We start from the raw sequence: 17953 nt of genomic DNA, 5'->3' as shown, positions 1-17953 counted from the left end.
GGCGGGGCGGCCTGGGGTGGGCGGCCGGGCCGGGGTGGCGTTCGACCCGTCGGTCACGGTGTCGCCCCGAGAGAACCGGGCGCCGTGTCGGGTGTCGGCGAGGCGGAGTCCTCCGACGACCGCGGGGGCGTCACCGCCGCACGGAGCGGGGCCGACGCGAATTCGCGCACCCCCTCCTCGAACGAGATGCTCGGCGCCCAGCCGAGTTCGGCGCGCAGGCGCTCGCTCGACGCGGTGATGTGGCGCACGTCGCCGAGCCGGAACTCGCCGGTCACGACCGGGGGCAGCCCGCCCGAGAAGCGGCTCAGCGCTTCGGCGAGGTCGCCGATCGTGTGCACCGTTCCGCTGCCGACGTTGTAGGCGCGGAAAAGCGCGGGCTCGGCGCTCGCCGTGCGTTCGATGGCGGCGAGGTTCGCCGACGCGACGTCGGCGACGTGCACGAAGTCGCGGCGCTGGCGCCCGTCTTCGAAGACCCGCGGCGCCTCACCGCGTTCGATCGCCGAGCGAAAGAGCGACGCGACGCCCGCGTACGGCGTGTTCTGCGGCATCCCAGGCCCGTACACGTTGTGGTAGCGGAGCGCGACCACCCGGCCGCCGGTGCTGCGCGCCCAGGAGGCGGCGAGGTACTCCTGCGAGAGCTTGCTGGAGGCGTACACGTTCCGCGGGTCGAGGGGGTCGTCTTCGGAGATGAGCGCGGGTTGCAGCTCCTCGCCGGTCGAGGGGTCGAGCGGCTCGAAGCGCCCGGCCTCCAGGTCGCCCACCCGCCGCGCCGGCGGCCGCACGCTGACGCCCTCGCCCTGCTCGTCCCCGGTACCGCCCTGCACGATCGGGGTGGGGGCTCCGGATGCCCGGCGGTACGCGCCCTCGCCGTAGACCACCATCGACGAGGCCAGCACGAGTCGCCCGACGTTCGCGCGGGTCATCTCGGCCAGGAGGATCGCCGTTCCCAGTTCGTTGCTCGCCACATAGTCCGGCGCATCGAGGAAGTCGACGCCGAGCCCGACCTTGGCGGCCTGGTGGCAGACCACGCTGACGCCGACGAGCGCTGCGGCGACGGTGCTGCGGTCGGTGACGTCGCCCCGCACGAACTCGACGCGCGTGTCGCGGCCGGAGGTGGTGCCGGCCGCGGTGGCGGGGCGGGCGGCGGTGCCGGCGCCCGGGGTGGGAGCGGGGATGCCGTCGGCGGCAGAAGTCGTCGCGTGCACGTCGGCGCGCAGGGAATCGAGCACGCGCACGCGCCAGCCCTGGTCGAGGGCGGCGGTGACGATGGCCGAGCCGATGAATCCCGCGCCGCCGGTGACCAGCAGGAGGCCGGGGGCTTCGCTGGGCGTGGTTGCGGCTGGCGTGGTTGCGCTGGGCGTGGTTGCGGCTGGCGTGGTTGCGCTGGGCGTGGTTGCGGCGGGCGGGGTTGCGGCGCCGGGGCGAGTGGGGTCAGAGGGCATCGTCGGCCGCCACGTTTCCGGAGGGCTGCGCGGGCAGGGGGTACTCGAGCACGCGCTGCACCTCTCCGGCGGGGATGAGTTCGCGGGGCTCGTAGTCGAGCGGGATGGCGCGAACGATCTGCTCGATGGCCCTGATGATGCGCGGCTGCGCCTCACGCAGGCGGCGGAACACCAGCTCGGCGCTGACCGCGTCTTCGCCTGCGGGGGAGGTGGGCGCCGCCGCATCGACCGCCGCGGCAGCGGTCGGCGCCGCAGCCGGGTCTGCCGGGCTGTCACCGGCGGAGGCGGGGGCCGCCAGCCCGGCGTCGGCGTCGGTGACGAAGCTGAGGTTGACAGTGCCGATGTTCAGTTCGGCGGCGAGGGTGACCTCGGGCACGAGCGTCATGTTGACGGTGTGGGCGCCCGCGGCGCGGAACCACTGCGACTCGGCTCGCGTGGAGAACCGCGGGCCCTGGATCACGACGACCGTGCCTGTGGAGGAGAAGACCTCTCCCGCGCGGGTGAGCGCGTTCGCGGCGAGGCTGTGGAGGCTCGGGCAGAACGGGTCGGCGGCGGCGAGGTGCTGCACGCTGCCGCGGTCGAAGAAGGTGTCGGGTCGGCCCCAGGTGCGGTCGATGAACTGGTCGGTCAGTACGAGCGTTCCGGGGGGAACGTCGGGGCTCACCCCGCCGACCGCCGCCGAGGAGATGATGGCGCGAACGCCGAGCGACTTGAGGGCCCAGATGTTGGCGCGGTAGTTGATGAGGTGCGGTGCGACGGAGTGGTCGGCCCCATGCCGGGTGAGGAACGCCACGGTGCGACCGCCGATGCTGCCGACGGTGATCGGGCTGGAGGTGGCTCCGAACGGAGTGGGAACGGTCAGGCTGACCACTGTGTTCGGGCTGCTGGCCTCGTCGGCGAAGAGCCGGTAGAGCCCGGATCCGCCGATCACACCGATCAGGGGCTGCTCGGCCAGCTGAGCCTGCCCCGAGCCGCCTGTCGTCGAGGACTCTGGAGAGGTGGGCTCGGGCTGAGTGGGCTCGGGCTGGGTGGGCTCGGGCTGGGTGGCGTCGGGCTGCATCGGGTCAGGCATGGTTCACGGTAACAGCCTCGACGAACGCGGGGAGTCCCTCGATCTCGTTGAAGGTGTACACGTGGGCTCCGGCGAGGTGGTCGCGCGCGTCGGCATCCGCGAGCTCCGGTTGCGCCTCGACAGCGCGAAGGAAACCCGCAGCATCGAACCGGGCGGCGTCGAACCGGGCGGCATCGAAACCGGCACCGTCGAAACCGGCACCGTCGAAACCAGCAGCGTCGAAACCGGCACCGTCAGCCCCGGTGCGCCCGAGCAGCTCCTTCGACCGGCCCACGCCGAGCCGGTCGCTGAGCGTCTCGAGGCGCGCGAGGCCGATCGGGCCGGGTACGCCCACCCAGAGCTCCGCCTCCACCCCGATCCGCCGCAGCATCGCGGCGTAGCGAGCCACCGCCTGCGGCGAATAACAGAGCTGCGTCACGATGGTGTCGATGTACGGCGCGCGTTCCCGCAGGTGCTGCAGGAGGTGGTCGTCGCTGAAGTGCGGGTGGCCCTCCGGGTAGCCGGCGATGCCGATCGAGAGCTCCGGAGCGATGTCGGCGAGGTCGCGGATCAGCTCGAGACTCGTGCTGTACGCACCCGTGCCGCCCCCGGAACCCGGTGCGGCGTCGCCCGAGACCGTGAACACCTCGGTGATGCCGGCCCCGAGCATCCGGCGCACCATATCTTCGAGCGCCGCACGGTCGGCGATGCCGCGGGCCGGAAGGTGCGGCACGACCCGGAACCCGAGCCCCGCCAGCTCGACGGCCGAGCGCAGGGTGCGTTCCACGCCATGCTGCGGCAGCGACGTGACCGTCAGGGTGACCCCGGTGGGCGCGGGGAAGGCGCGCAGCAGGCGGTCGGCCAGCGAAGCGCCGGTGGGGGAAGCGTGGTTCTCGTCGCCCGGGATGACCTCGAAGCGCAGCCGGGTCAGCACCGTCTCACCGGGCTGAGGCGCTGCACGCTGCATTCCGGCACACTACGCCGCGCACGCTGCATTCCTGCACGCCGGCTCACCCCCGCGACGAAGACAGCGAAGGACTGTGCGCCACAGTGCCGGGCTCGGGCAGGAAGAAGAGGCCGCTTCCGCTGTTCGCCGAGTCCATGAGCAGGTCGATCCACGCCCGGTTGATGGCCGGCACGCGGCTGCCGAAGTAGCGGTAGTAGAGCGTGCTGGAGGGGTCGAGCCAGATCGAGCTCCGGCCGCTGCCGACGTCGGCGGAGTCGTTCCACGAGAACACGAAGCTCTCACGGCGCCGCAGCTTCGCGGTGATCACGATCTGCAGGTGTTGCAGCGCCCGGTCGTCGAAGCTGACCTCGATACTCGGATTTCCGTAGAGCAGTAAGCCCACGTGCCGACGCGCCTAGAGGTCTTGGGGGTCGGGATCTGCTGCCGCTCCACCCGAAGCCGTGTCTTCGTCGGTCTCCGCGTTGTGGTTCTCCTGGGTGTCGGCATCCGTCGATTCCGACTCGTCGCGCTTGTCGCTCATGACTCAAAAATACGCGGTCGGTGGATGCTCGGGAGCGCGTTCCGGGGGACTTGTGTCTTTTCGGGATCCAATCTACAATTTCGGGCTCAGCAGCCGCCGAACCCGCTCAGCACACCCCGCTCAGCACTCCACCACGTTCAGCGCGAGCCCTCCGCGCGACGTCTCCTTGTACTTGTCCTTCATGTCGGCGCCGGTCTCGCGCATCGTCTTGATCGCCGCATCCAGGGACACATGGTGCTCGCCGTCGGTGCGCACCGCCATGCGGGCCGCGGTGATCGCCTTGACGGCGCCGACGGCATTCCGTTCGATGCACGGGATCTGCACCAGCCCGCCGACCGGGTCGCAGGTGAGCCCGAGGTTGTGCTCGATGCCGATCTCCGCCGCCATCTCGACCTGCTTCGCCGAGCCGCCGAGCACCTCGGCGAGCCCGGCTGCCGCCATCGAGCAGGCCGATCCCACCTCGCCCTGGCAGCCCACCTCGGCGCCCGAGATCGACGCGTTCTCCTTGAACAGGATGCCGACAGCCGTCGCCGCGAGCAGAAAACGCACCACGTCGTCATCGTCGGCGCCGGGCACGAAGCGGGTGTAGTAGGCCAGCACGGCGGGGATGATGCCCGCCGCACCGTTCGTCGGCGCCGTGACGATGCGCCCGCCCGACGCATTCTCCTCGTTCACCGCAAGCGCGTAGAGGGTGACCCACTCCATCGCCCGCAGCGGATCGTCGAGATCGACGTTCTGCTCGAGCTGCGCCCGCTGGGCGGCCGCGCGTCGCCGCACCTTCAGCCCGCCGGGCAGGGTTCCGGTGGCCGCGCAGCCACGCTCGATGGTCTGCTGCATCACCGCCCAGATGTGCAGCAGGCCCTCCCGCACCTCGGCCTCGCTGCGCCGCACCAGCTCGTTCTGCAGAACCAGGTCGCTGATGCGGAGGCCCGTGCGTTCGCAGAGGTCGACCAGCTGGGCGCCGCTCGTGAAGGGATAGGGCACGGGGGTCGGGTCGTGTACGAGAATGGTGCGGCCCGCCTCATCCTGATCGAGCACGAAGCCACCGCCCACCGAGAAGTACTCGCGCTGGTCGACCAGCGTTCCCTCGGCGTCGAACGCGGCGAACCGCATCCCGTTGCTGTGGAAGGCGAGGCGCTCGCGGCGATGCATCACGATGTCGTTCCGCCAGTCGAAGGCGACAGGATGCTCGCCGGCGAGGGTGAGCGACCCGTCGGCCGACGAGCGCTCGACCTGCACATCGGCGGTCAGCGGGTCGACGAGGTGCGGCTGCTCCCCGCTGAGGCCGAGCATGACCGCCTTGATCGTGCCGTGACCGTGCCCGGTGGCGCCGAGGGAGCCGAAGAGGTCGACACGCACGCGCGCCACCGTCCGGAGCCGGGCATCCTGCTGCAGCCTCGCGATGAAGAGGTACGCCGCCCGCATCGGGCCGACCGTGTGCGAACTCGACGGGCCGATGCCGATGGAGAAGAGGTCGAAGGCGCTGAGAGTCATAGCCGGCCAGTGTACGCGCCGGCCCGGCGTCGTCGGCCGGTGCGGCGGCGCTCGCGCGCGTATCGTGTGCGCATGGCGCGAATCCTGCTGATCTCCGACACGCATCTGCCGAAACGGGCGCGCGACCTGCCCGCCGAGCTCTGGTCGGCGGTGGATGCCGCAGACGTGGTGTTCCACGCGGGCGACTGGGTCGACCTGGCCACCTACGAGCGTCTCGCGGCCCGCGTCGAGGCGTCGGGCGGTGAGCTCGTCGGCGTCTGGGGCAACAACGACCCGCCGGAGCTCCGCGCCGTGCTGCCGGAGGTGGCGCGGGTGGATGTCGCGGGCCTCCGTTTCGCGATGACCCACGAGACCGGCTCCGCCGCCGGTCGCGAGCGGCGCGCCGACCTGGCCTTCCCGAGGGGCGCTGTCGCGCCCGGCGCTGTTGGTGTTGCTGGCGCGGTGGGCGCTGCTGTCGCGCCGGGCGCTGCTGGCGCGGCTGGCGCTGCTGTTGCGACTGGCGCCGACGTGCTCGTCTTCGGGCACAGCCACATCCCGTGGGACACCACCACCCCCGCCGGTCTCCGCCTGCTGAACCCCGGCTCGCCCACCGACCGCCGCCGCCAGCCGCACTGCACCTACCTCACCGCCCACGCCGCCGCGGGCGCCCTCACCGACGTCACGCTGCACCGCCTCCCGCAGCGGTAGAGTGAGGTAACCTCACCTCCAGCCGATTGGTCTCCCGTGCGCACCTTCTACGTCGACGAGAGCAAGGTGGGCGGGTATTCGCTGATCGCGGTCTGTGTTCGGGGCGACTCTGCCCCGGCGCTGAGAAAAGCGCTCGCCGCACTGCGGCTCAATGGGCAGAGCCGCCTGCACATGGTGAAGGAAAGCGACCGACGGCGCAGACAGATCCTCTCGACCCTCCTGTCGCTCGGGGTCTCTGCGACGGTCTATACAGCGAAGGGGCTCGCGGACGGGCCCGCACGCGAGCGATGCCTGCGGCACGTCGTCGAGGATCTCCTGCGGGCCGAACCGCCTGTTCCCGGCTCATTCTGGAGCGGGACGAAACGATGGTCGGGTTGGATCGTCGCACCGTGTTCGCAGAGCGGGCACGGTATGGAGCGGAGAGCCGCCTCACATATGTGCACGAGAAGGCGTCGCACGAACCCCTGCTGTGTCTGCCGGACGCCATCGGATGGGCACATCTTCGGGGCGGTGAGTGGAAGAGGCGCGCCGCTGCCCTGGTCGCCGCCGTGCATGAAGTGTGATGGCACGGAGTCGACTCGGAGGGGACGGGTCCACCGAAACGCGAAACTCGGCTAGTCCACCGTCCGGAGGGCTGCCGAGCTCACTTTGCCGCGCTAGTGCACGACACGCTGAAACTCTATCACTTTCTGCAGCCGACAGGGAGAGACCAGCCCGTTGCGCTGACAGTTTCTCAGGCTACAATCGGGCGCAATGGGCGGGCGAGACGGCGCCCTCGAGCGGGAGCGACGATGACAGACAGGGCGACGAGCACGGTCGGCGACACGGCTGCGGGAGCGGCAACCAGCCCTGCGGCGGCGGGCGGCTCGGCGGCGGCCGGCACCGGAGCGCAGCAGCCGTTCGATGTCGAGCTGGCGGCGTTCGGCCGGCTGGCGTCGGCGATCCTCGGCAACCTGCAGAAGGTCATCAACGGCAAGGAGGAGATCGCCACCCTCTCGCTGATCGTTCTGCTCGCCGAGGGCCACCTGCTCGTCGAAGACGTGCCGGGCGTCGGCAAGACCACGCTGGCCAAGGCGCTGGCGCGCTCGGTCGGCTGCAGCGTCAGCCGCATCCAGTTCACCCCCGACCTGCTGCCCTCCGACGTGACCGGCGTCTCGATCTACAACCAGCACGAGCGCGAGTTCGAGTTCAAGCCCGGGGCCATCTTCGCCAACATCGTCATCGCCGACGAAATCAACCGAGCGTCGCCGAAGACGCAGTCCGCTCTCCTCGAGTGCATGGAGGAGCGGCAGGTCTCCATCGACGGCACCACCTACTTTCTCGAGCCGCCGTTCAGCGTCGTCGCGACGCAGAACCCGATCGAGATGGAGGGCACCTACGCCCTCCCCGAGGCCCAGCGCGACCGGTTCATGGTGCGGGTGTCGATGGGGTATCCGGATGCCCGTGCCGAGCTCGCGATGCTGCACAACCGTGAGCAGCAGAGCCCGCTCGACGCCCTCGACGCGGTGGTCACGCGGCAGCAGCTGCAGGGCATGATCGAGACCGCGCGCTCGGTGTTCGTCTCGCCCGCGGTGGAACAGTACGCGGTCAACATCGCCCAGGCCACCCGTCGCGACCCCGACATCCGGCTCGGTGTCAGCCCGCGCGCGACCCTGCATCTGGTGCGCGCGGCCAAGGTCGCGGCCGCCCTCGACGGCCGGGAGTTCGTGCTGCCCGACGACGTCGACGCCCTCGTCATTCCCGTTCTGGCGCACCGGCTGCTGCTGACGCGCCGATCGCTCTCCGACAACCGGGTCGGCGGTGCCCCCGCGCCCGGTGCGGGCGGCGGCGTCGGCAGCGGCGGCATCGGTTCGGCCGCATCCGCCGGCAACGCCGCCACGGCCGGCCACGCGGGGGGAACGCACCGCGTCGTCGACGACGTGCTGCGCCGCATCGTCGCGAACACCCCCGTGCCGCTGGTAGCGGCGAGGGCCTAGCAGCGTGACAGCAGGCCAGCGCGTGGTCGCCTTCGTGCGCGACAGGATGCCTCGGCCGACGCTCCGGGGCTGGGGCTTCCTCGTGGCCGGCGTGGCGCTGCTCGTGGTCATGGAGGTCCTGCAGCGCAGGGACTTCGCGTTCCTTGCCCTGGTCGTGCTCGCCCTGCCGGTGCTGGGCGCGGTCGGCGTGTCGCTCTACCGCGTGCCGCTCGAGGTGGAGCGGCGGTTCACCCCCGAGCTCGCCTTCGCCGGCACGGAGGTCGAGGTCGAACTCCTCGTCACCAACACCGGCCTGTTCCCGTCGCCCGAGGCCGTGTGGTTCGACGCGGTCGCGGGCCCTCTGGCCGCCAGCCCGAGGGCAGACCTGCCGAAGTTCTCCCGGGGCCGCACCGACCGGCTGCACTACACCCTCGAGGCGCGGCACCGCGGGGTGCATGTGGTCGGCCCGCTCACGCTGCTGATCTCCGACCCCTTCGGCATGGTGGTGCGCCGCACGCCGGTCGGCGGCGTCGACGTGCTGACCGTGACGCCCTCGACGGTGCCCTTGCCGCGGGGCGCCGTGCGCCTGGCGTCGGGTTCGGGCTCCGCGCCCTCCTCCCGGCAGGTGGGCGGAGCGGGCGAGCAGGATGTGATCTCCCGCAAGTACCAGACCGGAGACTCGATGCGGCGCGTGAACTGGCCGGCATCCGCCCGATTCGGCGAGCTGATGGTGCGACAGGATGACCAGCAGAACGACCAGCACGCCGTCGTCATCCTCGACTGCGCGGCGGCGGGGTACGCGGCCGGCCGCCGGCAGTTCTCGGCGTCGTTCGGATCTGCTGGGCCGTTCGGATTCTCGGCGCCGTTCGAGTGGGCCGTCTCGATGAGCACCTCGATTGCGCTGCATCTGCTCGGCGAGGGGTTCCAGGTGCGCCTGATCGACTCGATCGGCGCCCGTTTCTCGCCGTCGTCTCCCGAGGAGCTGCTGCTGCACGCCGCGCGCACGACGGTGCTCGAGTCTGCCGGGAGCGGTGCTGCCGGGAGCAGCTCTGCCGGGAGCCGCACGGGCGCGGGCGACGGAGCCGACCCCGACGGATCGGTGCACGCAGGCGCCGCGCACGCTGATCCTCTGCACACCGACGCGGGCATCGACTACCGGCTGGCCCTCAGCCGCACCGAGTCGGCGGGAGGCGACCTGCCCCCGGTCTTCGCTGTCATCGGTCGGCTCGCGGATGCCTCGCTGCACTCCCTGGCCGGCGCCGCACGCTTCTCCTCCGGTGCGGTCGCGATCATCGTCGTGCCTCCGGGCGCTGCCGAGGCATCCTGGGCCGTCGCCGAGCGCGAGGTTCTCGAGTCCGCCGGCTGGACGGCGCAGATCATCACCTCCGACGACGCACCCTCCGCGGCGTGGGGAACCGTCGACGGCGAGAGGCTCGCACTGTGACCGGCACCAGGCAGGCCCCCCGATCCCCGCGGCGCACCGCCCGGACTGCACGCCCCGGCGCCCCGGGCCGGTTGCGGCCGGGCGCCGGTGACGGCACCGGCTGGCCCCGGGCATCCCGCTCGGCCGGCGACGAGGCCCCTGGGTCGTTCGACGGGGTGTTCGACGGCGTGTTCGGCGGTTCGGCCGGCACCTCGACGTCACGCGCCGTGAACCGTGACGCAGCCCGTGAGTCGACTCGTGACGCCGCCCGCCCCACCGAACCGCGGCGCCTCGCGCAGGCCGCGCTCTCACCGCTGGTCTTCCTGCTGATCATGCTGCCGGTCGGCGGTCTTGCTCCGCTGCTCTCGGGGTCGGGCTGGTGGTGGAGCACCGCTCTCGTCGTCGGCTTCACGCTCGGCGCAGCCCTGCTCGTGCGTCTGCTGCCCGTGCCGATCTTCGTTCCGCCGATCGCTGCCCTGCTGGCCTGGGCCGGCGCGGTGACGGCGCTGTTCGCCCCCGGCGACGCGGTGTTCGGGCTGGTGCCGACCGTCGGTACGCTCGACACCATCCGCCAGGGCCTCGCGGATGCGGGGGAGTCGATCGCCGTTCAGAGCGTGCCCGCCGACCCCGTGCAACCGATCCTGCTGCTCCTCGCCCTCACGGTGGGGTTGCTCGCCGTGCTCGCCGACGCGCTGGTCTTCGGGCTGCGGATGCCCGCGCTCGTCGGTCTCGTTCCCGCCGCGATTCTCACCGTGCCCTACACCGTGCGGCAGCAGAGCTTCGACCTCGTGCTGTTCGGCGTTCTCGCGGCGACCTACCTGCTGTTGCTCTTCGCAGCGGCCCGCGCCGGTGTCGGGTTGCGGCTCAGGGAGTCGACCGGCATCCGTTCGGGCCGGAACGGAGGGCGCGCCCTGCTCTCGGCGGGCCTCGCGATTCTGCTCGCCTGCTTCCTGCCCGGTGTGACGCCGGGCCTCACCCCGGAGTCGTTCCGCGCCCCGCTCTCGGCGCAGCTGCCGTCGATCTACTCCAGCGGCATCGACCCGTCGATCCAGCTGAGCCAGGATCTGCGGCGCACCAACCCGATCCTCTCGCTGACCTACACGACCACCTCCCCGACCGGGCTCTACCTGAAGCTCGTCAACCTCTCGGACTTCACGAACGGTCCCTGGCAGCCGGAGGGTCTCGACGGCGCGCTGCCGCTCGACACGGGCTTCGACACGCCCGACGGGCTCGCGGCCGACGTGGCCACCCAGCCGGTCACCACCGACGTGCAGGTGACCGGGTTGCGGAGCGACTGGCTGCCCGTGCCCTACCCCGAGTCCGCCGTCTCAGGGCTGCAGGGCGACTGGACCGTCAGCCCCGGCAGCCTCACGGTGACCGGCGTCGACACGAACACCACCGGGCAGGACTACTCGGTGACGAGCCTGGCCGTTCAGCCGACGGCGGCGCAACTCGCCGACGCCGGAGCGAGCGTTCCGGCGGCGCTGCAGGGCTACCTCGCCCTGCCGCGCGGCATCTCGCCGATCATCCGCAACACCGCCCAGCAGATCACTGGAGGTGAGGCGAACGCCTACGACAAGGCTGTCGCCCTGCAGGGGTACTTCACGGGCGGGCAGTTCGAGTATTCGGTGACCGCGCCGGTGGAGGGGCACTACGACGGCGGCAACTTCGCTGCGGTCGCCACGTTCCTGTCGGCGAAGAGCGGGTACTGCATCCACTTCGCCTCGGCGATGGCGGTCATGGCCCGAACGCTCGGCATCCCCTCGCGGGTGGCGATCGGCTACCACCCGGGCGGGTCGGGTTCGATCGCCGATGAGGGCCAGACCACGTTCCAGGTCTACAGCGACCAGCTGCACGCCTGGCCCGAGCTCTGGTTCGACGGCATCGGCTGGCTCGCCTTCGAGCCGACGCCGGGCCTCGGTCTGACGCCGCCCGACTACACGTTGCCGAACTACGAGAGTGCGGCCGCGGCGACGCCGCTCCGCGACAGCGCCGGCTCGTCGGCCGCTCCGACCACGCCGCGGGCCGCGCCGAACCTCGACAGCGGAGCCGTGACGCAGAGCCCGCAGGTGCAGGCCGCCGAGCAGGGCCGCCTCTGGCTGATCATCGCCGGAGTCGTGGTGCTGCTCGCCCTGGCCGGCATCGCCCCCGCCCTGTGGCGGCGAATCCGTCGCCGGCGCCGGCTGGCAGCGATGCTGGTCGGCCGGATGCCCGCCTCGACGGGCTGGCGGGAGGTCGCCGACTCGGCGCGGGACTACCGGTTCGAGCTCCGGCCGGGCGAGACGGCGCGCGGGTTCGCAGCCCGCCTCGGAGCGCTCTACCACATGCCCGCGGAGCCGGTCGATCGGCTGCTGCGTGCGGTCGAGCGGGAGCAGTTCGCGCCGGATCTGGGGGCGGCCCCGGTCGCGGCGGCAGCGGCTGGATCGGCTGCGGGTGGGTCGGCAGCGGCTGGATCGGCAGAGGCGGAACGCCGGAGGGCCCTCGTCGCCGACGTTCGGTCGATCATCCACGCGATCAGCGCCCAGGCGAGCACGGCCGACGACCGTCGGGCGCTCTTCGTGCCGCTGTCGCTGCTCAGCCGGTCAGCGCGCTGACCCGCTGCTGCAACCCCATCGCGTCGACGGGCGAGCGCACCTTCGCGTCGTTGTCGAAGTAGACATACACGTCACGGGGCCCGCCGTCGGGTGCGCCGCTGCCGTTCATCCAGCCGACCACCTCGCCCGCCCACCGATCGAGCGCCTCGTCGGTGTACCCGCTGACGTAGAGCTCGTCGGCGCCGTGCAGGCGGGCATAGACGAAGTCGGCGGTCACGACGTCGCGGAACATCGGCCAGCGCCCGGCCGTGTCGGCGACCACCATCGCGACTCCGTGTCGGGCCAGGATCTCGTGACACGCAGGGTCGTCGAAGCTCGAATGGCGCACCTCGAGGGCGTGCCGCAGCGGGCGGGCGGGGCGTGGCTCGAGCCACGACCGGCCCTCCATCCGCTCGTCGCGGTCGGCCGCCAGCCGGAGCGCCTCGTCTGTCGTCGCCGGGAGCTGCGCCAGGAAGGCGTCGAGCGTCTGCGCGTCGAAGGTCACCTTCTCGGGAAGCTGCCAGAGCAGCGGGCCGAGCTTCTCCTCGAGTGCGAGCACTCCGGAGGCGAAGAAGTTGGCGAGGGCCGTGTGCGCGTTCTTCAGCTTCAGCAGGTGGGTGATGTAGCGGCCGCCCTTGACCGAGAAGACGAACTCGTCGGGGGTGCTGGCCTTCCACGCCTCGAAGCTCGACGGCTTCTGCAGGGCGTAGAACGACCCGTTCAGCTCGATCGAGCCGAGCCGGCTGCTGGCGTACTCGAGCTCCCTGGCCTGCGTCAGGCCCTTCGGGTAGAACGTGCCGCGCCAGGGCGCGTACCGCCAGCCCGAGATGCCGATGTGGGCAGTCGTGCTCACAGCAGGCTCGACGTCACCAGCCCGCCGGAGTGCTCGCCGGCGAGTTCGTCGACGTTCTCGGCGGGCAGCCCGGCCGCCTCCCTGCTCAGCACCGACGGCGCCGTGGTGAGCGCGTCGGCTGCCCGCACGAGCGCGAGGTGGCTGAGCGCCTGCGGGGTGTTGCCCGCCTGCCGTCTGCCTGTGATGTCGTACTCCTCGCTGAGCAGGCCGACGTCGTTCCGCAGCAGCAGCAGAGCATCCATCAGCCGCCTGCCGTCTTCGAGACGGCCGCTTCGCGCATACTGTTCGACCAGCCAGAACGAGCAGGCGAGAAAGGGATACTCGCCCGCCGGCAGCCCGTCGACGCCCGTCTCGGTGCGGTACCGCATCAGCAGGCCTTCGTGCAGCAGCTCCTTCTCGATCTGCGCGACGGTTCCGAGCATGCGCGGGTCGTCGGCCTCGCAGTAGCCGACCTGGGCGAGCTGCAACAGGGAGGCGTCGACAGCGGTGCCGCCGAAGACCTGAGTGTAGCAGCCGAGCTCGGCGTTGAAGCCCTTCTCCTCGATCTCGTCTCGCACCTGGTCGCGGAGCTTCCGCCACGTGTCTACCGGCCCGCGGAGCCCGAACTGCTCGACGCCGCGCACTCCGCGATCGAGCGCCGCCCAGACCATGACGCGGGAGTGGGTGAAGAACTGGTCCCGCCCGCGGATCTCCCAGATGCCGGAGTCGGGTCGGTCGAGGTTCTGCTCGACCACCGAGAGCAGGGCGCGCTGCAGTGCCCAGGCATCCTGGCTCGCTTCGCCGGTGCGCACGCGCGACCGGTGCAGGGCGACCATCACCTCGCCGATCACGTCGGCCTGGTACTGGTCGACCGCGCCGTTGCCGATCCGCACGGGGGCCGCGCCGTTGTAGCCCGGCAGGGAGGGCAGCTCCTGCTCGGGCAGCCAGCGCTCGCCGGCGAGCCCGTACATGATCTGCACGTCGTTCGGGTCGCCGGCGATCGCCCGCAGCAGCCAGCCACGCCAGTCGGCGGCCTCGGTGTGGAAACCGTGGTCGAGCAGCACGGTGAGCGTCAGCGAGGCATCCCGCAGCCAGACGTACCGGTAGTCCCAGTTGCGCTGGCCGCCGAACGCCTCGGGCAGCGAGGTCGTCGCCGCGGCGACGATGCCGCCGGTGTCTTCGTGGGTGAGCGCCCTCAGCACGAGCAGCGAGCGCATCACCGCTCCGTGGTAGGGGCCGTCGTCGGTGCTGTTCGAGCCCCAGTTCTCCCACCAGTCGAGGGTGTCGGCGAGGGAGCGGTCGACATCCTGCGGAAGGGGGGTCGGGCGGTGCGAGGGGTACCACGTCATCACCGTGTCGACGGTCTCGCCTTCGGCCACGGTGTACTCGCGAACGTGGGCGTGGCCCTTGGGGTGCAGTTCGGCGCCGCGCACGACGAGGGCGTCGGGGCCGGCAACAGCGACGAGGTCGACGTGGGCAGCGGAAGCCACGCCGTCGGGATCGCCCGCCACGGTCGGAGTCGGAATCTGCCGCACCCACGGCATGGCCGTGGCGTAGCCGAACCGGATGCGCAGGTCGACCGTCATGTCGACCGACCCCGAGATGCCGGTGACCCGGCGCACGAGATCGGCCCGGCGGTCGCCGTGCGGCATGAAGTCGGTGACCTCCACCACGCCGGTCGACGTGGTCCACACGGTCGTCAGCACGAAGGTGTTGCCGACGTAGGCGCGGTGCGAGCGCGCGGTGCTGTCGGTGGGCGCGATCTTCCAGCGGCCGTGGCTCTCGTCGCCGAGCAGCGCCCCGAAGGTCGAGGGGGAGTCGTAGCGCGGCAGGCACAACCAGTCGATGCTGCCGTCGTTCCCGACCAGAGCTGCGGTGTGACAGTCGCTGATCAGTGCGTAGTTCTCGATCGGGAGGGCCATGTGACTATCTTGCCTGACCGCTTAGTCTTGAACGGTGAGCCCGGAGACAATCATCAGCGACGACCTGCTGCAGGTCATCCGCTCGCGGGCCGCCGGGTACGACGCGCGCAATGCGTTCTTCGCCGACGACCTCGCCGACCTGCAGGAAGCCGGCTACCTGCGGATGTTCGTGCCGACGGAGTTCGGCGGTCTCGGTTTCGGCCTCGAACGGGTCGCCCGCGAACAGCTCCGGCTCGCGACAGCGGCGCCGGCGACCGCTCTCGGCATCAACATGCACCTCGTCTGGACCGGTGTGGCGAAGGCCCTGCTCGATCGCGGCGACGACTCGCTGTCGTTCGTGCTGACGGAGGCGGCCGCGGGGGAGATCTTCGCGTTCGGCAACAGCGAGGCGGGCAACGACCTCGTGCTGTTCGGCTCCACCACCCGCGCCGAGCCCGATGAAGACGGCGGCTACCGCTACTTCGGGCGCAAGGTCTTCACCTCGCTCTCGCCGGCCTGGAGCCGCCTCGGCGTGTTCGGCCTCGACGACACCGACCCCGGGCATCCCACTCTGGTGCACGGCTTCATCGAGCGGGGCGCCGGCGGGTTCAGCACCCTCGATGACTGGGACACGCTCGGCATGCGCGCCACGCAGAGCCGCACGACGGTTCTCGACGGTGCTCGTGCGCGACCCGACCGCGTTGTGCGCAGGCTGCCCGCGGGCCCGAGCGCCGACCACTTCGTCTTCGCCATCTTCGCGAACTTCGAGATTCTGATCGCCGCGGTCTACACCGGCATCGGCGAGCGGGCGTTGCAGCTCGCCGTCGAGGCCGCCCACCGCCGCACCTCCCTGAAGAACGGCGGCCGGCCGTACGCGCACGACCCCGACATCCGTTACCGGGTGGCCGAGGCCGCGATCGCCCAGGACGGTCTGCAGCCGCAGCTCGACACGCTCGCCCGGGCCGTCGACGAGCTCGCCGATCTCGGCTCGACCTGGTTCCCCCGGCTGGTCGGCCTGAAGCTCCGGGCGACGGAGAACGCGCGGTTCGTCGTCGACCAGGCCCTGCGGGTGTCGGGCGGCTCGGCGCTGTCGAACTCGAGTGAACTCGGCCGCCTGTACCGCGATGTGGTCGCGGGCATGTTCCATCCCTCTGACCCCGAGTCGGCGCATTCGACGGTCGCAAACGCCTGGTTAGGACCGCTCCCATGAACCCGTTCGGCAGCATCCTCACGCTCGACGGCGTCACCCCGACCGTTCACGACGAGGCGTGGATCGCGCCCACCGCGCTGCTGATCGGCGATGTTTCGGTCGCCTCGTCGGCCAGCGTCTTCTACGGGGCCGTGGTGCGCGGCGACACCGCACCGATCGCGCTCGGCGAGGGCAGCAACCTCCAGGACAACGTCGTGGTGCACGCCGATCCCGGGTCTCCGGTGTCGATCGGAGCCGACGTGAGCGTCGGCCACGGTGCGGTGCTGCACGGGTGCACGGTCGGCGACCGCACGCTCATCGGCATGAACGCGACCGTGCTGAACAGAGCGCAGATCGGCGACGAGTGCCTGATCGCTGCCGGTGCGCTCGTTCTCGAGGGCACGGTCGTTCCGTCGGGGTCGCTGGTGGCGGGGATGCCGGGCAGGGTGCGTCGGGCACTGACCGATGAGGAGCGGGCGGCCGTGTACGACAACGCTCTGCGGTACCGCGAGACGGCGGCGCGGCACCGGCGCGCCACGGGCGGAGCGTGATCCGGCGGGGGCTGCCGCGGCGCGGTGTGCTGCGGCGCGGTGTGCGGAGGAGTGTTTTCGCTGCCGGTGTCGCGGTTCTCGGGGTCGGGATGCTCGGTGCGTGTTCGACGGGCGGAGGCCCTGGGGCTGACTCTCAGGTCGCGGGCAGTGCTGTTGCGTCGGCCGCCGCTGTTGCGTCTGCGAGTGCCGCTCCGACCGCCAGTTCTGCTCCGACTGCCCGTGCTGCTCCGACCGCCGGTGCCGCTCCGACCGCCGGCTCTACCGCCTCGGCCGGCCCCGCGGGCGCTGCCCCGGCCTTCGTGCCCGCGACCCCTGCGGAGCTCGACACGGTATATGCCGCGACACGCATGCAGTCCCTCTCGCTGAGCGACAAGATCGCGACCCTGTTCATGGTGCAGGTGCCGGGCACCGATCCGGCGCCGATGGAGCAGTACCTGGCCGCTCATCGCCCCGGAGGGTTCCTGCTGCTCGGCAACAATGTTCCGGCCTCTGCGGATGCCCTGCGGGTGCAGCTCGCCGGCGTCACGTCGACACCCGGGCTCACACCACTCATCTCCATCGACGAAGAGGGCGGAGACGTCACGCGCCTCTCCGAAGACACGTTCCCCGGCGCCGACCGGCTGAAATCGATGCCCGTCGACGAGACGACCGCATCGTTCACCCAGCGTGCCGCTCTACTGCAGTCGGCCGGCGTCTCGGTCAACTTCGGAACGGTCGCCGATGTCACCGCAGACCCGGGCTCGTTCATCTTCGACCGGGTGCTCGGCACCGACGCGGCGTCGGCATCCGCCCGGGTCGCGGCATCCGTCACCGCCGAGAACGGTTCGGTGTTCAGTACGCTTAAGCACTTCCCGGGTCACGGCGAGACGAACGCCGACTCGCACACGAGCATCCCGACCACCGACCTGCCGTTCGACCAGTGGCAGGTGCGAGACGCGCCGTCGTTCGCCGCAGGCGTCGACGCCGGTGCCCCGCTCGTGATGTTCGGTCATCTGGTCTACTCCGGGGTCGACTCCGCGCCGGCCTCGCTCTCGCCCCGCTGGCACGACATTCTGCGGAACGATCTGGGCTTCACCGGGGTGGCCGTCACCGACGACATGCTGATGCTCGAGGCGTCGGGCCTGCCCGACTACGCCGACCGCTCGGCGAACGCGGTGCGGGCGGTGTCGGCGGGCAACGACATTCTGTTGTACAACAGTGCGATAGACATGGCGCCGTCGGTCGCCGCCATCGCGGCTGCCGTGCAGTCGGGGCAGATCAGCGAGGCCCAGCTCGACCGGTCGGTCGTGCGGGTGCTCACGCTGCAGCGCGAACAGTGGGAACGCACCCACCCCGCGCCGTAGCGCGAACAATGGGAACGCACCCACC

15 protein-coding genes are annotated in these 17953 nt (G+C 71.3%); 7 read left to right on the top strand and 8 right to left on the bottom strand.

Annotation, left to right across the window (positions count from 1 at the left end):
- Positions 1-53: 53 nt before the first annotated feature.
- From C5B96_RS14495 to C5B96_RS14475, 6 genes are all read right to left on the bottom strand, one after another.
- On the bottom strand, positions 54-1442 hold the full coding sequence (locus tag C5B96_RS14495) for an NAD(P)-dependent oxidoreductase (protein WP_146078199.1): 1389 nt from the start codon (positions 1440-1442) through the stop codon (positions 54-56).
- Entirely contained in the window at positions 1432-2514 is a 1083-nt protein-coding gene (locus C5B96_RS14490; protein ID WP_233189221.1) for an MTAP family purine nucleoside phosphorylase, read from the bottom strand. The genes C5B96_RS14495 and C5B96_RS14490 overlap by 11 nt, the downstream gene beginning before the upstream one ends.
- Positions 2507-3460, bottom strand: a complete 954-nt coding sequence (locus tag C5B96_RS14485; RefSeq protein ID WP_104246059.1) for a methylenetetrahydrofolate reductase — start codon at positions 3458-3460, stop codon at positions 2507-2509. Before C5B96_RS14485 ends, C5B96_RS14490 begins: the two co-directional genes overlap by 8 nt.
- Before the next feature lie 43 nt (positions 3461-3503).
- On the bottom strand, positions 3504-3842 hold the full coding sequence (locus tag C5B96_RS14480; protein ID WP_104246058.1) for an ATP-dependent DNA ligase: 339 nt from the start codon (positions 3840-3842) through the stop codon (positions 3504-3506).
- A gap of 12 nt (positions 3843-3854) precedes the next feature.
- The gene (locus C5B96_RS17985; RefSeq protein WP_255414741.1) at positions 3855-3980 is read right to left on the bottom strand and encodes a hypothetical protein; all 126 of its coding nucleotides are present in this window, start codon (positions 3978-3980) and stop codon (positions 3855-3857) included.
- Positions 3981-4100: 120 nt separating this feature from the next.
- Positions 4101-5474, bottom strand: coding sequence for an L-serine ammonia-lyase (locus C5B96_RS14475; RefSeq protein ID WP_104246057.1), 1374 nt, complete (start codon positions 5472-5474; stop codon positions 4101-4103).
- A gap of 72 nt (positions 5475-5546) precedes the next feature.
- On the opposite strand from C5B96_RS14475, the gene C5B96_RS14470 reads away from it, so the two are divergent.
- The 4 genes from C5B96_RS14470 (at position 5547) to C5B96_RS14455 (ending at position 12133) form a co-directional block, all read left to right on the top strand.
- On the top strand, positions 5547-6161 hold the full coding sequence (locus tag C5B96_RS14470) for a metallophosphoesterase (RefSeq protein ID WP_104246056.1): 615 nt from the start codon (positions 5547-5549) through the stop codon (positions 6159-6161).
- A gap of 791 nt (positions 6162-6952) precedes the next feature.
- Positions 6953-8137 (top strand): MoxR family ATPase, encoded by a 1185-nt coding sequence (locus tag C5B96_RS14465; RefSeq protein ID WP_104246055.1) that lies wholly within the window; start codon positions 6953-6955, stop codon positions 8135-8137.
- 4 nt (positions 8138-8141) lie between these two features.
- Positions 8142-9560 carry a DUF58 domain-containing protein gene (locus tag C5B96_RS14460; protein WP_146078198.1) on the top strand — a complete coding sequence of 473 codons (1419 nt, stop codon included), beginning with the start codon at positions 8142-8144 and terminating at the stop codon, positions 9558-9560.
- Positions 9557-12133 (top strand): DUF3488 and transglutaminase-like domain-containing protein, encoded by a 2577-nt coding sequence (locus tag C5B96_RS14455; protein WP_146078197.1) that lies wholly within the window; start codon positions 9557-9559, stop codon positions 12131-12133. Before C5B96_RS14460 ends, C5B96_RS14455 begins: the two co-directional genes overlap by 4 nt.
- Here C5B96_RS14455 and C5B96_RS14450 read toward each other — a convergent pair.
- Both C5B96_RS14450 and C5B96_RS14445 read right to left on the bottom strand, forming a co-directional pair.
- Entirely contained in the window at positions 12114-12965 is an 852-nt protein-coding gene (locus tag C5B96_RS14450; protein WP_104246052.1) for a DUF72 domain-containing protein, read from the bottom strand. The genes C5B96_RS14455 and C5B96_RS14450 overlap by 20 nt on opposite strands.
- Positions 12962-14866, bottom strand: coding sequence for a glycoside hydrolase family 15 protein (locus C5B96_RS14445; protein WP_104246051.1), 1905 nt, complete (start codon positions 14864-14866; stop codon positions 12962-12964). Before C5B96_RS14445 ends, C5B96_RS14450 begins: the two co-directional genes overlap by 4 nt.
- 34 nt (positions 14867-14900) lie before the next feature.
- Here C5B96_RS14445 and C5B96_RS14440 point away from each other — a divergent pair, with 34 nt between their 5' ends.
- The 3 genes from C5B96_RS14440 to C5B96_RS14430 all read left to right on the top strand — a co-directional run bounded on the left by C5B96_RS14440 (position 14901) and on the right by C5B96_RS14430 (position 17928).
- Positions 14901-16055 carry an acyl-CoA dehydrogenase family protein gene (locus C5B96_RS14440; protein WP_104246050.1) on the top strand — a complete coding sequence of 385 codons (1155 nt, stop codon included), beginning with the start codon at positions 14901-14903 and terminating at the stop codon, positions 16053-16055.
- The gene (locus C5B96_RS14435) at positions 16052-16585 is read left to right on the top strand and encodes a gamma carbonic anhydrase family protein (protein ID WP_104246049.1); all 534 of its coding nucleotides are present in this window, start codon (positions 16052-16054) and stop codon (positions 16583-16585) included. Before C5B96_RS14440 ends, C5B96_RS14435 begins: the two co-directional genes overlap by 4 nt.
- Positions 16586-16884: 299 nt before the next feature.
- Positions 16885-17928: a glycoside hydrolase family 3 N-terminal domain-containing protein gene (locus C5B96_RS14430; RefSeq protein WP_146078196.1), complete on the top strand. Its 1044-nt coding sequence runs from the start codon at positions 16885-16887 to the stop codon at positions 17926-17928.
- Positions 17929-17953: the final 25 nt, after the last annotated feature.

The organism is Subtercola sp. Z020, assembly GCF_002931235.1.
Taxonomy (GTDB): domain Bacteria; phylum Actinomycetota; class Actinomycetes; order Actinomycetales; family Microbacteriaceae; genus Subtercola.
Note: the sequence above shows the minus strand (reverse complement) of the source record. Positions and strands in the feature narration are given on the sequence as shown.